Source organism: Pseudomonas sp. BGA-UO-ETr-WB11 (assembly GCF_059567785.1).
Map to the genome: position 1 here is coordinate 511,100 of NZ_JCAQOS010000007.1, position 19,644 is coordinate 530,743.

Annotated in this window: 15 protein-coding genes; 12 read left to right on the forward strand and 3 right to left on the reverse strand. The window is 62.3% G+C overall.

Annotation, left to right across the window (positions count from 1 at the left end):
- Positions 1–3 precede the first annotated feature (3 nt).
- The 4 genes from kdpB to AC56DI_RS13180 all read left to right on the forward strand — a co-directional run bounded on the left by kdpB (position 4) and on the right by AC56DI_RS13180 (position 6,405).
- Positions 4–2,064: a potassium-transporting ATPase subunit KdpB gene (gene kdpB, locus AC56DI_RS13165; protein WP_496346551.1), complete on the forward strand. Its 2,061-nt coding sequence runs from the start codon at positions 4–6 to the stop codon at positions 2,062–2,064.
- Between the two features lie 157 nt (positions 2,065–2,221).
- A complete protein-coding gene (gene kdpC, locus AC56DI_RS13170) occupies positions 2,222–2,785 on the forward strand; it encodes a potassium-transporting ATPase subunit KdpC (RefSeq protein WP_496346552.1) in 564 nt (187 codons plus the stop codon).
- Between the two features lie 266 nt (positions 2,786–3,051).
- Positions 3,052–5,703, forward strand: coding sequence for a DUF4118 domain-containing protein (locus AC56DI_RS13175; protein WP_496346553.1), 2,652 nt, complete (start codon positions 3,052–3,054; stop codon positions 5,701–5,703).
- Between the two features lie 9 nt (positions 5,704–5,712).
- Positions 5,713–6,405: a response regulator gene (locus AC56DI_RS13180; protein WP_496346554.1), complete on the forward strand. Its 693-nt coding sequence runs from the start codon at positions 5,713–5,715 to the stop codon at positions 6,403–6,405.
- Positions 6,406–6,411: 6 nt separating this feature from the next.
- Here AC56DI_RS13180 and AC56DI_RS13185 read toward each other — a convergent pair whose 3' ends face one another.
- Positions 6,412–7,416 carry a patatin-like phospholipase family protein gene (locus AC56DI_RS13185; protein WP_496346555.1) on the reverse strand — a complete coding sequence of 335 codons (1,005 nt, stop codon included), beginning with the start codon at positions 7,414–7,416 and terminating at the stop codon, positions 6,412–6,414.
- A 173-nt stretch (positions 7,417–7,589) separates the two neighbouring features.
- On the opposite strand from AC56DI_RS13185, the gene AC56DI_RS13190 reads away from it, so the two are divergent.
- The 6 genes from AC56DI_RS13190 to AC56DI_RS13215 all read left to right on the forward strand — a co-directional run bounded on the left by AC56DI_RS13190 (position 7,590) and on the right by AC56DI_RS13215 (position 14,917).
- Positions 7,590–9,269, forward strand: a complete 1,680-nt coding sequence (locus AC56DI_RS13190; RefSeq protein ID WP_496346659.1) for an ABC transporter substrate-binding protein — start codon at positions 7,590–7,592, stop codon at positions 9,267–9,269.
- Entirely contained in the window at positions 9,266–10,000 is a 735-nt protein-coding gene (locus AC56DI_RS13195) for a substrate-binding periplasmic protein (protein WP_496346556.1), read from the forward strand. Before AC56DI_RS13190 ends, AC56DI_RS13195 begins: the two co-directional genes overlap by 4 nt.
- A gap of 85 nt (positions 10,001–10,085) precedes the next feature.
- Entirely contained in the window at positions 10,086–11,003 is a 918-nt protein-coding gene (locus AC56DI_RS13200) for an AAA family ATPase (protein WP_496346557.1), read from the forward strand.
- A 43-nt stretch (positions 11,004–11,046) separates the two neighbouring features.
- On the forward strand, positions 11,047–12,003 hold the full coding sequence (locus AC56DI_RS13205) for a DUF58 domain-containing protein (RefSeq protein WP_496346558.1): 957 nt from the start codon (positions 11,047–11,049) through the stop codon (positions 12,001–12,003).
- Positions 12,000–14,000: a transglutaminase TgpA family protein gene (locus tag AC56DI_RS13210; RefSeq protein WP_496346559.1), complete on the forward strand. Its 2,001-nt coding sequence runs from the start codon at positions 12,000–12,002 to the stop codon at positions 13,998–14,000. The genes AC56DI_RS13205 and AC56DI_RS13210 overlap by 4 nt, the downstream gene beginning before the upstream one ends.
- A gap of 119 nt (positions 14,001–14,119) precedes the next feature.
- Positions 14,120–14,917 carry an acyl-CoA thioesterase gene (locus AC56DI_RS13215; RefSeq protein ID WP_496346560.1) on the forward strand — a complete coding sequence of 266 codons (798 nt, stop codon included), beginning with the start codon at positions 14,120–14,122 and terminating at the stop codon, positions 14,915–14,917.
- Between the two features lie 45 nt (positions 14,918–14,962).
- Here the strand turns inward: AC56DI_RS13215 and AC56DI_RS13220 are convergent, their stop codons facing one another.
- Positions 14,963–16,438: a methyl-accepting chemotaxis protein gene (locus AC56DI_RS13220; protein ID WP_496346561.1), complete on the reverse strand. Its 1,476-nt coding sequence runs from the start codon at positions 16,436–16,438 to the stop codon at positions 14,963–14,965.
- Between the two features lie 177 nt (positions 16,439–16,615).
- Entirely contained in the window at positions 16,616–17,455 is an 840-nt protein-coding gene (locus tag AC56DI_RS13225; RefSeq protein WP_496346562.1) for a TatD family hydrolase, read from the reverse strand.
- A gap of 226 nt (positions 17,456–17,681) precedes the next feature.
- Here AC56DI_RS13225 and AC56DI_RS13230 point away from each other — a divergent pair, with 226 nt between their 5' ends.
- Positions 17,682–19,082: an MltF family protein gene (locus tag AC56DI_RS13230; protein WP_496346563.1), complete on the forward strand. Its 1,401-nt coding sequence runs from the start codon at positions 17,682–17,684 to the stop codon at positions 19,080–19,082.
- A gap of 108 nt (positions 19,083–19,190) precedes the next feature.
- Positions 19,191–19,625: a DoxX family protein gene (locus AC56DI_RS13235; protein ID WP_496346564.1), complete on the forward strand. Its 435-nt coding sequence runs from the start codon at positions 19,191–19,193 to the stop codon at positions 19,623–19,625.
- Positions 19,626–19,644 lie beyond the last annotated feature (19 nt).

Below are 19,644 nucleotides of genomic sequence, written 5' to 3' on the forward strand. Positions count from 1 at the left end.
GCTATGAATTCGCAGACCAAGGTGCTGAAAAGCGCCAAGCAAGATACCAAACAGGCTAAGACCAGCCTGGCGGCGCTGTGGAAACCGGCGCTGAAACAAGCCTTCGTCAAGCTCGACCCGCGCCAACTGGTGCGCTCCCCGGTGATGCTGGTGGTGGAGCTGACGGCCGTGGTCACCACGCTGCTGTGCTTTGTACCCAACCCACAAGTGACCACGGGGCTGGCGGTGCAGATCGCCCTGTGGCTGTGGTTCACCGTGTTGTTTGCCAACTTTGCCGAAGCCTTGGCCGAAGGCCGTGGCAAAGCGCGCGCCGACAGCCTCAAAGCGGGCAGCCAGGGCCTGAGTGCGCGCAAGCAAACCAGTCCGGGGCACTACACCACCGTTGCCGCCAGCAGCCTGCGCCGCGGCGATATAGTGCGGGTTGAGTGCGGCGAGCAGATTCCCGGTGACGGCGAGGTGATCGAAGGCATCGCTGCGGTCAACGAGGCGGCGATTACCGGTGAGTCCGCGCCAGTGATTCGTGAGTCCGGTGGCGACCGTTCGGCCGTTACCGGCAACACCGGCGTGGTCTCGGATTGGTTGCTGGTGCAGATCACCGCCGATCCGGGCGAGTCGACCCTCGACCGGATGATTGCCCTGGTGGAAGGTGCCAAGCGGCAGAAAACTCCCAATGAAGTGGCGCTGGATATCCTCCTCATTGGCCTGACGCTGATCTTCCTGCTGGTGGTCGCGACCCTGCAACCGTTCGCCCGTTATGCCGGTGGCGACCTACCGCTGGTGTACCTGGTGGCGCTGTTGGTGACGCTGATTCCGACCACCATTGGCGGCTTGTTGTCGGCCATCGGCATCGCCGGCATGGACCGCCTGGTGCGCCTGAACGTGATTGCCAAGTCTGGCCGTGCAGTGGAAGCCGCCGGTGACGTGCACGTCTTGCTGCTGGACAAGACCGGCACCATCACCTTCGGTAACCGTCGCTGCAGCGCCATGATCAAGGCGCCTGGCGTGTCCACTACCGACTTGGCGCAAGCTGCGTTGCTGGCCTCGTTGGCCGACGACACCGCCGAGGGCAAGTCGATTGTCGAGTACTTGCGTGGTCTGCACCCCTTGCAGGAGCCAGTCCGCGAGACGATCAAAGTGATTCCGTTCTCGGCCGAAACGCGGTTGTCCGGGGCCGACTGGGAAGGGCATATCTACCGCAAGGGCGCAGTTGATTCGGTGCTCAATTACCTCAACCTGAGTCGTGAGCAGGTGCCGGCGGCCCTGACCCGTGAAGTCGAGAAAATCGCCCAGAGCGGTGGCACGCCCTTGCTGGTAGCCGGCGATGGTCAGTTGCTGGGCGCCATTCATCTGAAGGACGTGGTTAAACCCGGCATTCGCGAGCGTTTCGCCGAGCTACGGGCGATGGGCATTCGCACCATCATGGTGACCGGCGATAACCCGTTGACCGCCGCGGCGATTGCCGCCGAAGCCGGGGTTGATGACTTTATTGCCGAAGCCACGCCAGAGCGCAAACTGCAGCGCATCCGCAGTGAACAGGCCGAAGGCAAGATGGTCGCCATGTGTGGCGACGGTGCCAACGACGCCCCGGCGCTGGCCCAAGCTGACGTCGGCATGGCCATGAACGATGGCACCCAGGCCGCCCGCGAGGCCGCCAACTTGGTGGACCTGGACAGCGACCCAACCAAGTTGCTGGACGTGGTGCAGGTCGGCAAGGAGCTGCTGGTGACCCGTGGCGCGCTGACCACCTTCTCGGTGGCCAACGACATCGCCAAGTACTTCGCCATCCTGCCGGCGCTGTTTGCCGGCATCTACCCGCAGCTCGGCGTGCTCAACCTGATGGGCCTGCACAGCCCGCAGAGCGCGATTCTCTCGGCGATCGTGTTTAACGCCCTGATTATCGTCGCGCTGATTCCCCTGGCCCTGCGCGGAGTACGGGTCCAGGCGCTGGATGCCGCGAGCTTGCTGCGCCGCAACCTGCTGATCTACGGCCTTGGCGGCATTGTCGCGCCCTTTATCGGGATCAAACTGATCGATCTGCTGCTGGTAGCAGTGGGGCTGGTGTAGCGCATTTGTGGGTTTGCGTTGAGCGCAGCGATACCCAAGGAGATTGCAATGATGGGTATCGCTGCGCTCAACCCATCCTACCGCCTGTAGCCCGGATGCAATCCGGGAACCGTGGCCCCGGATTGCATCCGGGCTACATAGAATTTGGAGAATGATCATGCTTAAACAACTTCGTCCCGCCGTAAGTCTGTTGGCCTTGCTGACACTGGTTACCGGTGTGGTGTATCCGCTGGCAGTCACCGGCATTGCCCAGGTTGCGTTCCCGACGCAAGCCAACGGCAGCCTGGTCAAGGATGCCAAGGGTGAGGTGCGCGGCAGTGCACTGCTGGCCCAACCATTCAGCGGCGCCGAGTGGTTCCAGTCGCGGCCCTCGGCAGCAGGTTTCGCCACGGTCGCCAGCGGTGCCAGCAACCTGGCACCGAGCAACCCGGCATTGGCTGAACGGGTCGCCACCGATGCCGCCCAACTCAGCGTTGCCGGCCAGGGCGCGGTACCCATGGCGCTGCTGACCACCTCCGGCAGCGGCCTTGATCCGCACCTGCCGCCAGCGGCCGCGCGCTACCAGATTGCCCGCATCGCCGCCGCCCGCAGCATGCCGGTTGAAGCGTTGGAGCGCCTGCTGGTGCAACACACTGAGAAGCCTTTGGTGGGACCGGCAGTGGTCAATGTGCTGGCTCTCAACATGGCCCTGGCCGACAATCGCCCTTTAGCAGGCCGTTGAAAAACTACCTGCGTTGGCAATACTGCGTTAAAAACGGCCTCACAGCCGAAGGCTGAACGTGCTTTAGCACGGCCCCAAAGGGGTGAGCGAAGCGAGTCAAATGCTCATTTACAACTCGTAAACTCCGCTTTTGACTCGCTACGCTCGCCCTGTGGGCCAGCCTATGGCTGTTACTGCGCTTCGCTACGTTGCGGCCGTTTTTGCCTTGTCTTGCCTGCCTCGCCTACATTTTTCAACAGCCTGCTAGTTGCCCCTGAGTAAGCCCTATGAGTGATGCCGTACGTGCCGATGCCCTGTTGGCCGAGATGCCCCGCGAGGGCCGTGGCCGGCTGAAAGTTTTCCTCGGCGCGGCCCCCGGCGTCGGCAAGACCTTTGCCATGTTGCAGGCCGCCCAGGCGCAACTGCGTCAGGGCGTCGACCTGCGCGCCGGCGTGGTGGAAACCCATGGTCGGGCGGAGACCGAAGCCTTGCTGGTGGGCGTGCCGCAGCAACCGCAGCGCAGCCTCATGTACCGTGACGTGGCCATGACCGAGATGGACCTGGACGGCATTCTGGCCAAGCCGCCCAAACTGTTGCTGGTCGATGAACTGGCCCACACCAACGCTCCGGGCAGCCGCCACAGTAAGCGCTGGCAAGACGTGCGCGAGCTGCTGGAGGCGGGCATCGACATCTACACCACCGTCAACGTCCAGCACCTGGAAAGCCTCAACGATCAGGTTCGCGATATCACCGGTGTGCAGGTGCGCGAAACAGTACCGGACTGGGTGCTGCAAGAAGCCGATGAGATTTTGCTGATCGACCTGCCACCCCGGGAGCTGCTCGAACGCTTGCACGACGGCAAGGTCTACGTGCCAGAGCAGGCGCGGGCGGCGATTGATGCGTTTTTCTCGCAGACCAACCTCACCGCATTACGCGAGTTGGCCATGCAAACGGCAGCGGCGCGGGTGGATGCCGACCTCAGCCGGCGTTACCGCTTGCAGGGGCAACAGGCGCCTACGCTGCGTGGGCGCTTGTTGGTCGGCATCGACGCCAGTGAAGACGCCGAACGCCTGGTGCGGCATGCCAGCCGGGTGGCGGAGCGGCGTCATTTGCCTTGGTCAGTGGTGCATGTTGATATCGGCGCGGACCGGGACGAGCAAGGCCTGGGTTATCTGCAGGCAGCGCAGCAGTTGGCCGAGCGCCTGGGCGGGGAAGTTATCAGTCTGCGCGCCGGTGAGGTGGCGAAAACCCTGGTCGAACATGCGCGCGAGCGCCGCGCCAGCGTGATTCTGGTGGGCCGTAGCCGCCAGCATCTGCGCCGCCGTTACTTCGGTCGAGGGCTGGCCGAACGCTTGTTGGCGCTGGGGCAGGGCCTCGAGATCAGTGTGCTGGACAGCCAGGGCGAGCCACCGCAAGCGAGCAGTCGCCGTCGGCTGCCGCTGCAGTGGCACGACTACTTGCTGGCGTTACTGGCGGCCGTGGGTGCCACCGGGGTGGCGCTGGGGGTCTCGCGCTTTCTCGAATTGCCGAATATCTCCCTAGTGTTTTTGGCTGCGGTGTTGCTGGTGGCGGTACGCAGCAGCCTGGGGCCGGCTCTGGCCTGCGCCGGGCTGTCGTTTCTGGCGTACAACTTCTTTTTTATCCCGCCGACCTGGTCGCTGACCATCGCTCGCCAGCAAGACGTACTGACCTTGTTGTTCTTCCTGCTGATGGCTGCCTTGACCGGCAATCTGGCCAGCCGCCAACGTCGGCAAATGGAAGCCCTGCGCCAGACGCAGGCAGAAACCACGGCGCTATTGGACCTCTCGCGCAAACTGACCGCCGCCACCGATCGCCAGGCAGTGCTGGCCGCCGCCCTGCAGCACTTGAGTGGTTGGAACGAGCTTGAGATCAGTGTGCTGGCGCGCAGCGACGATGAGGTCTGGAAGGTCGAAGCCGGGGTGCAACGGCTGCTCACCGAGCAAGAGCGCGCCGCAGCTGACTGGGCCTGGCAGCATGAGCAGGCCGCCGGCTTGGGCACCGGCACCTTGCCCGGTGGGCGCTGGTGGTGGTGGCCCTTATCGGCCCAGGAAGGCCCGCTGGCATTGCTTGGGGTGAGTCCAAAAGATCAGCGGCCCTTGGCGCCGGAGCAGCGCCGCTTGCTGGCTGCCTTGGCGCAACCACTGGCGCAGGCGCTGGAGCGCGCGCAGTTGGCGCAGGAACTGGAGGCAGCCCGTCTGCACGGCCAGACCGAAGAGTTGCGCAGCGCCTTGCTGGCCTCGGTGTCCCATGACTTGCGCACGCCCTTGACCGTTATGCGCGGGTCTATCGACAGCCTGCTGGCCCTCGGCGAGCGCATTCCGTTGAGCGACAGGCGTGAGCTGCTGGAGGGCACCCGCGATGAGGCCGAGCGCCTGGATCGCTATATCCAGAACCTGCTGGACATGACGCGCTTGGGCCACGGCGGCTTGGCCCTGGCGCGTGACTGGGTGGCGCCCGCCGATATCGTCGCCAGTGCCGTACAGCGTTTGCGCCCGGTGTTAGCACCCTTGCAGGTCGAGCTGCAGGTGCCGCAGCAGTTGCCCTTGCTGTATGTGCACGGGGCACTGATCGAGCAGGCGTTGATCAATGTGCTGGAGAACGCTGCACGCTTTTCGCCCAGTCAGGGCCGTTTGCGCATCAGCGTTGATAGCGATGTCCAGGAGCTGCGCTTTAGTGTGAGCGATCAAGGGCCGGGGATTCCGGCCTACGAACGGGAGAAGATTTTCGACATGTTCTATACCGCGGCGCGTGGTGACCGCGGCGGGCAGGGCACAGGACTCGGGCTGGCCATCTGTCAGGGTATGATCGGTGCCCACGGCGGCCGGGTGAGCGTCAGCGAGGGTATCGACGGTCACGGTGCTACGTTGACCCTGCACCTGCCGCTGCATCCCCAGCCGGCGCTTGATGATGAACAGTAGACGAATGCGATGACCAGTAATCAACCCACCCTCCTGGTAATTGATGACGAAGCGCAGATCCGCAAGTTTCTGCGCATCAGCCTGATTGCCCAAGGCTACAAGGTGCTGGAAGCGGTCAATGGCAGTGAAGGCCTGGCCCACGCGGCGTTGAGCAAACCCGACTTGGTGGTGCTCGACCTCGGCCTGCCGGACATGGACGGTCAGGCCGTGCTGCGTGAACTGCGCGAGTGGTCGCAGGTGCCGGTGCTGGTGCTCTCGGTGCGCGCCAGAGAGAGTGAAAAAGTCCTGGCCCTGGACGGCGGCGCCAATGACTACGTGACCAAGCCTTTCGGCATTCAGGAGTTCCTTGCCCGCGTGCGCGCTTTGCTGCGCCAGGCCGGCGGTGCTGAACAGGCGCAGGCGCGTATCAGCAGCGGTGCGCTAAGCGTGGATTTTGCTTATCGGCGGGTGACGCTGGACGGTGCCGAGGTTAGCTTGACGCGCAAGGAGTACGACGTGCTGGCCCTGTTGGCGCGGCATCTGGGCCGCGTCGTCACTCAGCAGCAACTGCTCAAGGACATCTGGGGCCCCAGCCACGCAGACGACAGCCACTACCTGCGGGTGGTGGTGGGTCATCTGCGGCAGAAACTCAATGACGACCCTGCCGCACCACGCTTTATCGTCACCGAGGCCGGCGTGGGGTATCGCTTGCTGGAGGTTTAGCCGCGGTCAGGCGTTATCGCGTTCGTATTTATCCAGTGTGTCGTGGGCAATGATGCGGCCCAGCTGGATCAACTCCGGAGCTTTGTAGAACTCGAACGAACGGCACACGCGCTTGGGGATGTTGATCAGGATGTCCGGCGGATAACCGGCAATCTTGTACTGCGCCAGGGACGTTTGCATGACCTCGAAGCTCTGGTTAATCACGTCCAGCAGCGAGGCCGGGCCGCTCAGGTCGGCAAGCCGTGAACCGTTGGCGGAGGTGCTCGATGAAGCCTGCGGCTTGCTGACGACGGGTTCCAGCCAGGCATTGGCGGCGGGGGCGTCGAGCAAGAGTAATTCGCCGTCGTCAGCCTCGCTGCCCTTGCGCTTGAACGGCAAGCGCGAGCCGAGGGATTCCATCAGCAGGTCGAAGCGATTCTTCAATGCCGGCGGCCGCTCGATGACCGGCAGTTGGTACTGCTTCTGGTTGGTGGCGCTGAGGTTGACCGCGATGATCAGGTCGCAATGGCTGGCCACCACCGGCACGATCGGCAGAGGGTTAAGTAGGCCGCCGTCCACCAGCATGCGATTGCCCTGCACGACCGGGGTGAAGAGACTGGGAATCGCCGCTGAGGCGCGCATGGCCTGGTGCAGACAACCTTCCTGAAACCAGATTTCTTGTTGGTTGGTGAGGTCGGTGGCGACGGCGGTGTAGGGGATGCTTAGGTCTTCGATGTTGATCTCGCCGACCAGTTCGCGAATTTTGCCGAAGATCTTCTCGCCGCGAATGGCGCCCAGGCGAAAGCTCACATCCAGCAGGCGCAGCACATCCAGGTAGTCCAGGCTTTCGATCCATTCGCGGTATTCGCGCAGCTTACCGGCGGCATAAATCCCGCCGACGACTGCGCCCATGGAGCAACCGGCAATACAGCCGATTTCATAGCCGCGGGCCTGCAGTTCTTCGATCACGCCGATATGCGCATAACCGCGGGCTCCGCCCGAGCCCAGCACCAGCGCTACGCGCTTAGCCATGGTGTTCTCCCTTGCTGCTTACAGTTACTTGGATCGGGTAGGTTACCTGCCCGGATTGCAGCTATATTTAACCCAAAATAACACGCCATTTATGCGTTCAAGGCTGCCATTTTATGCCGTTATCGCTTGCTCGGTTGTTACAGAGAGCCTTTTTGGGGCTGCTGGTAACGGGCATCTACAGCACTCCGCTGCTAGCGCAGGAGTCTGTCCCCAAGGAGCAACTGGCCCAGGCGCAGGGCTGGATTGCCAAGGAGTTCCAACCTTCAACCTTGACTGCCGCTGAGCAGTTGGCGGAAATGACTTGGTTTATTCGCGCCGCTGCGCCTTATCGCGGCATGCAGATTCGCGTGGTTTCCGAGCAGATTCCCACCCATGAATACGAGAGCAAGGTGCTGGCGCGGGCCTTTGCCGATATCACCGGTATTCAGGTGGTGCACGAAATCACCGGCGAGGACGACGTAGTAAAGAAGCTCCAGGCGCAGATGCAGACGGGGCTGCCGATCTATGATGCTTATGTGAATGACAGCGATTTTATCGGCACTCACTTTCGCATGGGCAAGACCCTGGTGTTATCCGACTACATGGCCGGCGATGGCCGTGAGGTGACCCTGCCAACCCTGGACCTGGCCGATTTCATGGCCTTGCGCTTTACCAGCGGTCCGGATGGCAAGCTCTATCAGTTGCCTGACCAGCAGTTTGCCAACCTCTACTGGTACCGCCATGACTGGTTCAGCCGCCCTGAACTCAAGCAGGCCTTTGCCCAACGTTATGGCTACCCACTTGGGGTGCCGCAGAACTGGCGCGCCTATGAGGACATTGCCGAATTTTTCACCGTGCATGTGCGCGAACTGGATGGTCAGCGGGTCTGGGGCCATATGGATTACGGCCGTATGGACCCGTCCCTGGGCTGGCGCTTTTCCGATGCCTGGCTGGGCCTAGCCGGGGTCGGCGACCCAGGCTTGCCCAATGGCCTGCCAGTGGATGACTGGGGGATTCGCGTGGACGGCTGCCACCCGGTAGGTGCTTCGGTCAGTCGCGGCGGCGCGCTGGACAGCCCGGCGGCAATCTATGCGATGAGCAAATACAAAAGCTGGCTGGACCGTTTTGCCCCGCCACAAGCGCGCGATTTGACCTTTACGACGTCGACCGAGTGGGTGCCCAAGGGCCAGATTGCCCAACAGATTTTCTGGTACACAGCGTTTGTACCGAACCTAGTGCATGCTGGGAATGCTATGTACAACCCCGACGGCAGTGCGCGCTGGCGGGTGGCGCCGTCGCCGGTTGGCGCCTACTGGCGGCCGGGAATGAAGTCCGGTTACCAGGATGTCGGCGCCTGGACCTTGCTCGACAGCACGGCCACCGACCGTCAGGCCGCCGCCTGGCTGTATGCGCAATTTACCGTTGCCAAGACAGTCTCGCTGCGTAAGGCGTTGGTGGGGCTGACCCCGGTGCGCCTCTCCGATGTGCAGTCCCAGGCCATGACCGATGCTGCCCCGCGCTTGGGCGGCCTGGTCGAGTTTTACCGCAGCCGCGCCCGTGATGTGTGGACCCCGACCGGCACCAATGTGCCGGATTACGCGGCCCTGGCGGCTCTCTGGTGGCAACAACTGGGGCCGCTGGTGGATGGCCGGCAGACGGTGGCCAGCAGCCTGCACAACCTGGCCAGTCAGATGGACCTGGAGCTGGCGCGTATTGCCGAGCGGGGCGAGTTGCAGCGCTGTCAGCCGCGCCTGGGGCCACTGCGGGATGCTGCCTACTGGCTGGCACAGCCTGGTTCACCCATGCCGCAGGGCGATGAGCAGCCGGCAGGGCAGACCCTGACGTACCCGGAGGCGATTCGCAAATGGCAATGAGTGCCCCGCGCGCCCTGTTGCGATTGTTGGTACTGAGCCTGGGTGCGCTGCTGGGTTCTGCGGCCCAGGCCGATCAGGCGCCGATTCGCTTGCTGACCTTCAATGAGCCGCCCTGGGTTGAAGCCGAAGGCGAGCGCTTGCAGGGGCCAACCATCGAGCTGATCAAGCAGCTGTTCGAGCGCGCGGGCGTGCCTTACAGCATTGAGGTGTTGCCGCTCAAACGTGGATTAAAAGAGGCGCAAAATCAGCCTGGTACCTGTGTGTTCCCCATTGAGCGCAGTCAAGAGCGGGAAACCAGCCTGCGCTGGATCAGCCCGTTGGTACTCAGTCGCTATGGCCTGTATGCCCCGGCGGGCCACGAAGTACGCCTGCAAACCCTGGAGGATGCCCGGCCCTACAGCATCGGCAGTTACCTGGGCAGCGGCTTAGGTGAATACTTGCTGGTGCGGGGTTTTAGCGTTATCGAAGTCAGCAGCGCCAAGCTCGGTCCCAATATGCTGCGGCACAAACGCTTCGACCTCTGGGTCTCGGATACCCGCTCGGCGCAGGTGGCCTCAGCGACCGACAAAACAGCTCTGGGCCAACCGTCCCTGGTATTTCTTACCACCTTGCGCGCCATGGGTTGCCACCCGGACACACCCACCAGCAGCCTGGAACTATTGCACACAGCCTTGCTCGGTTTGCTTGCTGAGCCGGATTGGCGCGCGCGGGTGGCCAGCGACCTGCCCTGATAGACCATTGTCAGCAAAGATTGCCAATGTCTATGCGTCAACGCATACGCGCAGTAGCATCGACCCCTGCCTTGAGGAGAGTCGTATGCGCAGTAAGCTGGATGCCGTTTTGCAGGCCGTCAATGAGGTGATATTGGGTAAGGAGCCACAGGTGCGCCTGGCCCTGGCCTGCTTGTTGGCCCGTGGTCATTTACTCATCGAAGACCTGCCCGGCATGGGCAAAACCACCCTCAGTCATGCGTTGGCGCGGGTGCTGGGCCTGAGTTTTCAGCGCATCCAGTTCACCTCCGATCTGCTCCCTGGCGACATTCTCGGCACCTCGGTGTTCGATAAGGACAGCGGCCAGTTTGTCTTTCATCCGGGGCCGATCTTTACCGAGTTGGTGCTGGCTGATGAGATCAACCGGGCCACGCCCAAGAGCCAGAGCGCCTTGCTCGAAGCCATGGAGGAGGGCCAGGTGACCATCGAGGGGGCAACCCGGCCCTTGCCTGAACCGTTTTTTGTGATTGCCACGCAAAATCCCATCAGCCAGGGCGGCACCTTCAGTCTGCCGGAATCGCAGTTGGACCGTTTTCTGATGCGCCTGTCCCTGGGCTATCCGGCGCCCGCCGCGGAAAAGGCACTGCTGTTGGGTGAAGCCCGCCGTGGCTTGTTGCCGCGCCTGCAGCCCTTGCTGGAGCACCGCGAGTTGGCGCTGATCCAGGCGGAAGTACCCAAGGTGCGGGTCAGCGATGCCCTGGTCGATTACTTACTGCGTCTGGTGGAGGCGACTCGCAGCCAACCGCAGTTCGCCTGGGGCCTGTCGCCACGCGCCAGCCTGGCCTTGCTTGCAGCAGCTAAGGCTTGGGCGTTTCTCGCTGGGCGTGATTATGTGATTCCGGAAGACATCCAGGCGGTGCTGCCGTCGGTGGTTGGTCACCGTCTGCGCGAGCAGGCTGACCCGGCTGGCCATGGTGGCGGCGCCCTGGTGCAGTGGCTGCTGCGCGAGGTCCCTGCGCTGTGAGTGGCGGCCCTGGGTTGTGGTCCGTTGTATCAGGCCGGCGCTGATGTTGGCGGCCTTGCAACGACGTTGGCAGCGTTGGCTAGCCCGGCGCATCCCCGCCGCTAGCAGCGTAACGCTGAACCAGCGGCGCATTTTCATTGTGCCGAGCGCTACGGGCGGTGCTTTTGCCTTGGTCTTACTGTTGATGCTGCTGGCGGCGATCAATTACCAGAACAGCCTGGCCTACGGCCTGACCTTTCTGCTGATGTCGCTGTTTATAATTGCCATCCTGCATACCTACCGCAACCTGGCCGGTTTAACCCTCAGAGCTGTGGGCGCCAATCCGGTGTTTGTCGGCGAGCAGGGGCGCTTTCGATTGCGCCTGGAAAGTGGCGGGCGTGAGCATCAAGCCATTGCCCTGGGCTGGTCGAAGGCGGACTTACAGGTGCTGGATGTGCCCGCCGGTGGCGTCAGTGATGCCGAACTGAACCTGCCAGCACAGGCCCGCGGTTGGTTAAGGCCAGGTCGCTTGCGGGTCGAGAGTCGCTTTCCCCTGGGGATTCTGCTGGCCTGGAGTTGGGTCGATCTGGACCAGTCCGTGCTGGTCTATCCGCAACCTCTGGCCGCCGATTTGCCCTTGCTGACTGCCGGCGCAGACGACAGCGAAGAGCAGGGCAGTCGGGCGCTAGGCCAAGGCAGTGATGACTTTCAGGGCTTGCGCAGTTACCAGCCGGGCGACTCGAAAAAGCGTCTGCACTGGAAAGCCTATTCACGAGGCCAGGGTTTGCTGGTGAAGGATTTTGCTGCGCTGGCGGGGCGTGATATCTGCCTGGATTTCGAGGCCATAGGTGGCGATGTCGAGACGCGCCTGTCGCACTTGTGCCATTGGGTATTGCAGTTAAGCGCGGCGCAGCAGGCGTTTGCCCTGCACCTGCCCGGTCAGCACTTGCCCATGGCCAGCGGGGCCGCTCAGCGTGAAACCTGCCTAAGGGCCCTGGCGTTGTTCGGGAGTAGCCCATGAGCGAAGCCCGTGCTCAGCCAGCGATTCCGCGCATTAGCCTGACCTGGCTGCTGGTGGCCCAGGCCCTGGTGATCGTGCCGCACCTTGGCCATCTGCCGCTGTGGGTAATTGGCCTGTGGCTGGGCTGCGCCGGTTGGCGAGTGCAGATCTTTCGCATGCGCGTCGGTTATCCAACCCGCCTGGCCAAAGCTGGGCTGATGTTGGCCGCTGCGGCGGGTGTATTCGCCTCGCGCGGCAGCCTGGTGGGCCTCGATGCCGGGGTGGTGCTGTTGATCGCCGCGTTTGTCCTCAAGCTGGTGGAGCTGCGCAGCCAGCGTGATGCCTTAGTGTTGATCCTGCTTGGTTTCTTCTGCGTGGTAACTGCCTACCTGTTCGATGACAGCCTGCTGGCCGCCGCCTACAGCCTGCTGCCGGTCAGCGCACTGCTGGCGGCCTTGATCGGCTTACAGCAAAGCCGGCTGGCCATGCGTCCCTGGCCGACCCTGCGCCTTTCTTTAGGGTTGTTGGCCCAGGCGCTGCCGTTGATGCTGCTGCTGTTTGTGTTCTTTCCGCGTCTGGGGCCGCTGTGGGCGCTGCCTAACCCTAACAAGGCCCTGAGTGGCCTGTCTGACAGCATGGCGCCGGCCGATATTGCCGAGCTGAGCAAGTCCGATGAGCTGGTATTTACCGCCACCTTTGACGGCGCGCCGCCGGCACGGGCGCAGTTGTACTGGCGCGCGCTGACCCTTGAACACTTTGATGGTCGGCGCTGGTCCCAGGCGCCCTTGGTCAATCAGCCAAACGCTGCGCAGTGGACTGCCCGTGGGCAGCCCTGGGAGTACAGCGTGATCGCCCAGGCCAGTGGGCGTAATTGGCTGTTTGCCTTGGATGTGGCGCGCAGCGAGGAGGGCGGTATCCAAGCGCGCCGCGACTTCAGTTTGCAGTCGCCGCAGCCGCTCGATCAGCCGCTGCAATACCGTGTGCGATCCTGGCCAGAGGTGCTGCGCAATGCCGATCTACCCATGAGCGCCATGGGCGACAGCCTGCAACTGCCGGCGCAGAGCGATCCACGCAGCCGCGCGTGGGCCCGCGAGCTGCTGGCCCGCCATCCGAAACCAGACGACCTGGTGCAGGCGTTATTGCAGCACTTCAATCGCGAGCCTTATCACTACACCCTGAAACCGCCCCTGGTGGGTGTCGATAGCATTGATGAGTTTCTGTTTCGTACCCGTCGTGGGTTTTGCGCGCATTACGCCGGGGCCATGACCTTTGTGCTGCGCGCAGCCGGCATCCCTGCGCGGGTGGTGGCCGGTTATCAGGGAGGGGAGCTGAACCCGCGGGGCAATTTTCTCACTGTGCGCCAGTTCGACGCCCATGCCTGGGTTGAGTACTGGCAAGCCGGGCAGGGCTGGACCAGCGTCGATCCGACCTTTGCCGTCGCGCCCGAGCGAATTGAGCAGGGGCTTGAGCAGGCTCTCAGTGGCGAGCAAAGCTTTCTGGCCGACTCTCCGCTGTCGCCCCTGCGCTATCGGCAGGTGGCCTGGCTGAATCAGTTGCGTCTGAGTTGGGACGATCTCAACCACGGTTGGCAGCGCTGGGTTCTCGGCTATCAAGGTGCCCAGCAGCTGCAGCTCTTGCAGCGCTGGTTTGGGCGCATGGACGGTCAATTACTGGGCCTGGCACTGGTGGGTGGCGGCGGGCTGTTGCTGGGGCTGTTGGCGTTGTTTTTGTTCAAACCCTGGCGCCGCGAGTGCGATCCGCTGCTGCGCCAATTTCGCCATTTCGACCGCTTGCTCGCTCGCCATGGCGTGCCACGTCAGGCCGCGGAAGGCCCACGGGCCTATGCCGAACGTGCGGCCCGGCAGTTGCCGGCGCAGGCCGAAGCAATCAGGGCATTTGCCCAGGCGTTTGAGGCGCAGCAGTATGGTCGCACTGCGCTGGATGCCCAGTCGTTGGTACGCAGCTTGCGCGTCTTGCGCCGAGGCTTGCCTTGGCGCTTAACCAAAACGCCGGGTTGATGGGTTCAGCATGCTTGATCAATGCCTCGTTAACACGGGCATAAATATCCGTTCAGTCGGTTCCTAACGGCCAGTGGCGTCGCCTAAGATCGCCACTGAATTTTCTTTGCGAGGTTGGCATGACGTTTTCTCAATTGCTTCACGCGGTGCGCCTCAATCCCCATGCGGTGGTGATTCCCAGTGTCTGGGGCCAGGGCCGCGCCGGTTTTGGCGGGCTGGCTGTGGCATTGGTGTTTGAGGCCATGCGCGCCAAGGTGCCGGCTGGGCGGCCGGTGCGTTCGCTGGCGGTGACCTTCGTCGGGCCCCTGACACTGGATGCGCCGGTGAGTTTCGAGGCCGAAGTGCTGCGTGAGGGCAAGGCGGTTAGCCAGGTGCTGGGACGTGCGGTGCAGAACGGCCAGGTAGTGACCCTGGTGCAGGGCAGTTTTGGCGCTTCGCGGTCCTCGGTAATCGATGTGCCGGCACTGCCCGCGCCGACGATGAAGCCGGCAGCCGAGTGTCAGGAAATGCCCTACATCAAGAACGTCACCCCGGAGTTCACCCGCTATCTGGCCATGCGCTGGGGCGAGGGCGGCATGCCGTTCAGTAACAACCAATCGCGGCATATGGGCGGCTGGGTACGCTTGCGTGACCACGATCCAGTGGAGGCGCTGGAGGAAGCGCACTTACTGGCCCTGGTAGACGCTTGGCCGCCAGCGGTGCTGCCGCACCTGAGTGCGCCGGCACCGGGCAGCTCGCTGACATGGACCATCGAGTTCGTGCAGCCATTCCCGGCCCTGACCACCGAGGACTGGTGCATGTATCAGGCTGAAGTGGAGCATGCCCGTGACGGTTACGGGCATATTGCTGCCGGACTGTGGAGCCCGAGCGGGGAGCTGATTGCCTTGAGTCGGCAGACCGTTACGGTGTTTGGCTGAGGTTGCCTGCCGGAGCTGTTGCAGCCGGCAGGCAATAGCCAAGGTTTAGAACTTGAGTTGGTGAATGGCTTTGGTCAGGTCACCGGCCAGAATGGCCAGGTGCTTACTGGTGCTGGCCGACTCAACGGTTTGTTGCACGGTCTTCTCGGTGACATCGCGAATGCTGATCACCGCGCGGGTCATTTCTTCGGCAACCTGGCTTTGCTGTTCTGCTGCCACGGCAATTTGCGTATTGCTGTCACGCATCTGCCCAACGGCACCGGCAATAGCGGCCAGGGCTTCGCCGGCTTCCTGAGCCTGCTGCACGCAGTCGTCAGCCTTGAACGAGCTTTCCTGCATGAAGTCGACGGCGTCGCGGGTGCCTGACTGCAGGGTGCCGATCATGGTGGTGATTTCGTCGGTGGAATTTTGCACGCGCTTGGCCAGGTTGCGCACTTCATCGGCCACCACGGCAAAGCCGCGACCCATTTCCCCCGCACGGGCGGCTTCGATCGCGGCATTCAGGGCGAGCAGGTTGGTTTGCTCGGCAATGCCGTGGATTTCATTGACGACGTTGCTGATTTTCTGGCTGTCGGTGGCCAGGCGCTGAATCATTTCCGCGGTTTGTTGGACGCCCGCTGACAACCCGGCAATTGATTGACTGACGCGGCTGACGGCCGCCTGGCCATCGCCAGCCAATTGGTCGGCATTTTTCGACTGGTCGCGGGTTTCAGCGGTGTATTGGGCAATGTGATGCACTGTCGCCGACATCTCGTTGATGGCGGTGGCCACCTGGTCGGTCTCGCTTTGTTGGCCGAGCATGCCCTGGCGAACGTTCTGCATGTTCGCTGCCAGCAACTCTGCATCGACATCCAGGCGGCTGGCGGCTTGATCGACGGCGCTGACAATGCGCAGATAACCAGCCTGCATAGCGTTGAAGGCGCTGGCCATCTGGCCCACTTCGTCGCGGCTGGAGAGCGGCACACGGGCGTTCAGATCACCACTCTTTTCCACCTGCAACATCACGTCTTTAAGGGTGTTGAGGTGCACCAAAAGGAAGTGAATCAACAGTTGCGAGGCTGCCAGCAATGCCAACATCAGCACACACACCACCACGGCGTAGCTGAAGGCGCGCTGCTCGAATACCTGCAGCAGCGTTGGCGCGTGGGCCAGCACGGCGAGACGTTGACCGTTGGCGAGATCAATCACATGAGCGCCAATCAACGGCTCATCCGCAGCCACAGCATCGCCTTCAAGGTCGACCCAGCCTTGGGCTCGGGCCAACTCGGCAGTGCCGGCACGGCTCGGCGTTTGGCCCTTGGCAAAGGTCAGCAACTGCTCGCCTTTTGGCAGGGTTTGCTCTGCCGGCCAACTGGCCAGCATCTGCGCCTGTTCCTGGGCCGCACGTTTAGCTGAACTGACAGCCGTTTGCTGCTCCAACTGCATGGCGTAAAGAACCAGCAGCAGAGTGGTGAAGAACGACACGGCATTGACTGCCCAGAACTTGTACTTGAGGGATAAATCTCGCATCCACGCGCCCATGGGGATCTTCTTCAGTCAGAGGGTTGAGGTGCCGGATGGCAATGCGCCAGCATTCTTATACAGGACCGTTGCTGACCACTTGACCAACATCAATGTTGGCTTGGTCACTGTAACGGCCAGCAGCAAGTGAGCTTTAACCAATTGGAAACAAAGTGTCTACGCAAGCATGACAGTAGCTTAGGCGCAGGTTTCATCATCAGCGAATTGCGTATCGGCAATAGAAGGTAATGCAAAAAATCGGCGGGCATTGGCGCTGGTACTGAGTGCCAGTTGTTCGAGGCTCTCGCCGCGGTGCAAGGCCACTTCATTAAGCACGTGAGGCAAAAATGCCGGTTCATTTTTGCCACTTTTGGGCTTGGGTCGCAGGTTGCGTGGCAGCAGGAAGGGCGCGTCGCTTTCCAGCATCAGGCGCTGCGGGGGAATCTCACGCAACAAGGGGTGCAGATGACTGCCGCGGCGCTCATCGCAGACCCAGCCGGTAATGCCGATGTACAGGTCCAGGTCGAGGTAACTGAACAAGCTGCGCTGCTCGCCGGTGAAGCAATGCACCACCGCGGCCGGCAATTGGTCACGGAACTCACGCAGGATGGCCAATAGGCGTTCAGTCGCGTCGCGCTCATGGAGAAACACAGGTAACTGCAACTCGACGGCCAGGGCCAATTGTTGCTCCAGGGCTTTTTCCTGCAGGGGCCGCGGGGAAAAGTCGCGATTAAAGTCCAGTCCGCATTCACCTACGGCACGGGCGCGGGAGTGCTTGAGAAGGTCGAGCAGCACGCGCGGGCTGTCGGCTGTCCAGCTGCTGGCGTCATGGGGATGAACGCCAGCTGTAGCGAACAGGCGCTGGCCTTGCGGGTCGAGTTGTTCACACAGCTGCAGGGCCTGTTCACTGCCTTCCACGCTGGTGCCAGTCAGCAGCATCTGGCAAACACCCGCGGCAATGGCACGTTCGAGTACCGCTTCACGTTGGTTGGCAAAGCTTGGATGGGTCAGATTGACGCCAATGTCGATGAGTTGCATGGTGCTTCCTCTGACGCTGCTAAGGGCTGTTGCCGGCGCAGCATAGCAGAGCTTATTAACAAGCTATAAAGCCTCTATTTACAGAGGGTTAAACCCGCTTTTTAACGTATCGAGCTAGCTTTGGCTGGCGCCTTTGATCGCGCTGTGCGAACCTCCGCGGCCGCCGTGGCCGCCCATCTCTCAGGCTGGCGGGGTGGTTTGCCCTGGTTGCCTGTATGGAGAGCGGATGATCCGACGGCTGTTCATTTACCTGCTGCTGTGGCTGCCACTGCCGGTCAGTGCGCGCCTGGGCGAGCCGCTGCACCCGGAGCAAGGCGCTCAGGTGACGGCTGACCTGGCCGATATCCGCCAGCGCGGCGAGCTGCGGGTGCTGATCAATCAGAGTCGTCACAGTTCCGCAGAGGTCAAGGGCCAGGCGCTTGGCGTTGAACTGCAGCGGGTGCGCAGCTTTGTCCAATACCTCAATCGTGATAGTCAGCGGCCATTGCGGCTGCGGCTGATCCCCAAAGCCAAAGAGCAACTGCTGGCCGCCCTGCAACGGGGTGAAGGTGATCTGTTGGCGCCGGGAGAGCTGTTAAGCCTGCAGGGCCAACAACACGTCACCCCGACCCGCGCGACCGAGGCGCAGGTGCCGATGGTACTGGTCACGCGTCAAGGCACGCGGCGTTACCGACGCCTGGAGCAGTTGGCCGGTCGCAACCTGACCTTGCCTCGCGGTAGCGCCGCCGCTGAGGCCGTGCGCCAGCTCAATCAACAACTCGGGCAACGCAAATTGGCGCCGCTGCTGATCGAGTGGGTGGACAGCAGCCTGGCGGTTGAAGATGTGCTCGAGATGGTCCAGGCCGGGATTTATCCCTTTAGCGCGGTCGAGCAACCGATTGCCGAGCGCTGGGCCAAGGTGTTGCCCAAATTGCGCGTGGAGCGCCATTTACAGGTGGGGGCGCGCAGCGATATGCACTGGTGGGTGCGCCGTGATGCGCCGATGCTGCTGGCTAAGGCCAATCGTTTTTTGCAGGGCTACGCGCCGGCAGGTGACCAGGATGCAGCCTTCGTGCGGCTCAATCGTCGCGCTTATCGGGTGCATTACCCCCTGGCCCGTGCCGACCGACAGCGGCTGGAGAAGGTCCGTAGTGTGTTGCAGCGCCATGCCGAGCAGGCCGATCTCGACTGGTTGAATCTGGCAGCCGTGGCCTACAAGGAATCATCCTTGAACCCAGCGGCCCGCGGAGCAAACGGCGCTACCGGCCTGATGCAGATCACGCGGCCAGCGGCGCAGAGCGTTGGCGTCAGCAATATCAGTAACCTTGAAGGTAACGTGCAGGCGTCGAGCCGCTATCTGGCCATGCTGCGCCGGCGCTTTTTTGCCAGTGCGCAGATTGCCGATCCCGAACGACTGGCGTTTGCCCTGGCTGCCTACAGCATGGGTCCGCAACGGGTGCAAAGTCTGCGGGCCGAAGCGCGGCGGCGCGGCTTGAACGCCAACCAGTGGTTCTTTCAGGTCGAGCGGGTGGCCATGGAGCAGATGGGCTTAGCTGCCGTCAGCTATGTCAGCAGCGTGAATAAATATCGGCTGGCGTTTGTACGGGAGCGCTACAGCCTGGACGCGCCTGAGCAACGCAGGAAATAAGCCTATAAATCGAATTATTCGATATTTAAATGCCGTATTTTACGGTTTTAATTATCAAATAATTGGCTAATCTAGAGCTTCTTAAGCCCCTGCACCGAGGATCACGCCATGAATGCTCTGCTCACATCCATTACTCGCACCCATGCCGGCTACGGTATTAGTCTGTTGCGAGTTGTCACCGGCCTGACGTTTGCCGCCCACGGTTCACAGAAGCTGTTTGGCTGGTTTGGTGGCTATGGCCTGGCAGGCGTGGCGCAGTGGATGGAGAGTATTGGCATCACGCCAGGCTATTTGATGGCCGCCCTGGCCGGCAGCGCCGAGTTCTTCGGTGGCCTGGCCTTGGTCGTTGGTCTGCTGGTGCGACCAGCTGCCGTCTCGCTGCTGATTGCCATGCTGGTCGCGATTGTCAGCGTGCACTGGGTTAACGGTTTTTTCATCACCGAAAACGGTTTTGAGTACGCCATGATCCTGGCCTTGATCAGCGCTGTGTTATTGATCGAAGGTGCTGGCAAGCTGTCGCTGGACCGCCGTATCGGCGCCTGATCGGGCTGCTGAGAACAGG

Excerpts from the sequence above, each read along its gene's own strand:
- AC56DI_RS13225 (WP_496346562.1), bottom strand. The coding sequence starts at position 17,455 with ATGCAACTCATCGACATTGGCGTCAATCTGACCCATCCAAGCTTTGCC.
- AC56DI_RS13235 (WP_496346564.1), top strand. The coding sequence starts at position 19,191 with ATGAATGCTCTGCTCACATCCATTACTCGCACCCATGCCGGCTACGGT.
- AC56DI_RS13210 (WP_496346559.1), top strand. The coding sequence starts at position 12,000 with ATGAGCGAAGCCCGTGCTCAGCCAGCGATTCCGCGCATTAGCCTGACC.
- kdpC (WP_496346552.1), top strand. The coding sequence starts at position 2,222 with ATGCTTAAACAACTTCGTCCCGCCGTAAGTCTGTTGGCCTTGCTGACA.
- AC56DI_RS13185 (WP_496346555.1), bottom strand. The coding sequence starts at position 7,416 with ATGGCTAAGCGCGTAGCGCTGGTGCTGGGCTCGGGCGGAGCCCGCGGT.
- AC56DI_RS13205 (WP_496346558.1), top strand. The coding sequence starts at position 11,047 with ATGTTGGCGGCCTTGCAACGACGTTGGCAGCGTTGGCTAGCCCGGCGC.
- kdpB (WP_496346551.1), top strand. The coding sequence starts at position 4 with ATGAATTCGCAGACCAAGGTGCTGAAAAGCGCCAAGCAAGATACCAAA.
- AC56DI_RS13200 (WP_496346557.1), top strand. The coding sequence starts at position 10,086 with ATGCGCAGTAAGCTGGATGCCGTTTTGCAGGCCGTCAATGAGGTGATA.
- AC56DI_RS13195 (WP_496346556.1), top strand. The coding sequence starts at position 9,266 with ATGAGTGCCCCGCGCGCCCTGTTGCGATTGTTGGTACTGAGCCTGGGT.
- AC56DI_RS13220 (WP_496346561.1), bottom strand. The coding sequence starts at position 16,438 with ATGGGCGCGTGGATGCGAGATTTATCCCTCAAGTACAAGTTCTGGGCA.
- AC56DI_RS13180 (WP_496346554.1), top strand. The coding sequence starts at position 5,713 with ATGACCAGTAATCAACCCACCCTCCTGGTAATTGATGACGAAGCGCAG.
- AC56DI_RS13215 (WP_496346560.1), top strand. The coding sequence starts at position 14,120 with ATGACGTTTTCTCAATTGCTTCACGCGGTGCGCCTCAATCCCCATGCG.
- AC56DI_RS13230 (WP_496346563.1), top strand. The coding sequence starts at position 17,682 with ATGATCCGACGGCTGTTCATTTACCTGCTGCTGTGGCTGCCACTGCCG.
- AC56DI_RS13175 (WP_496346553.1), top strand. The coding sequence starts at position 3,052 with ATGAGTGATGCCGTACGTGCCGATGCCCTGTTGGCCGAGATGCCCCGC.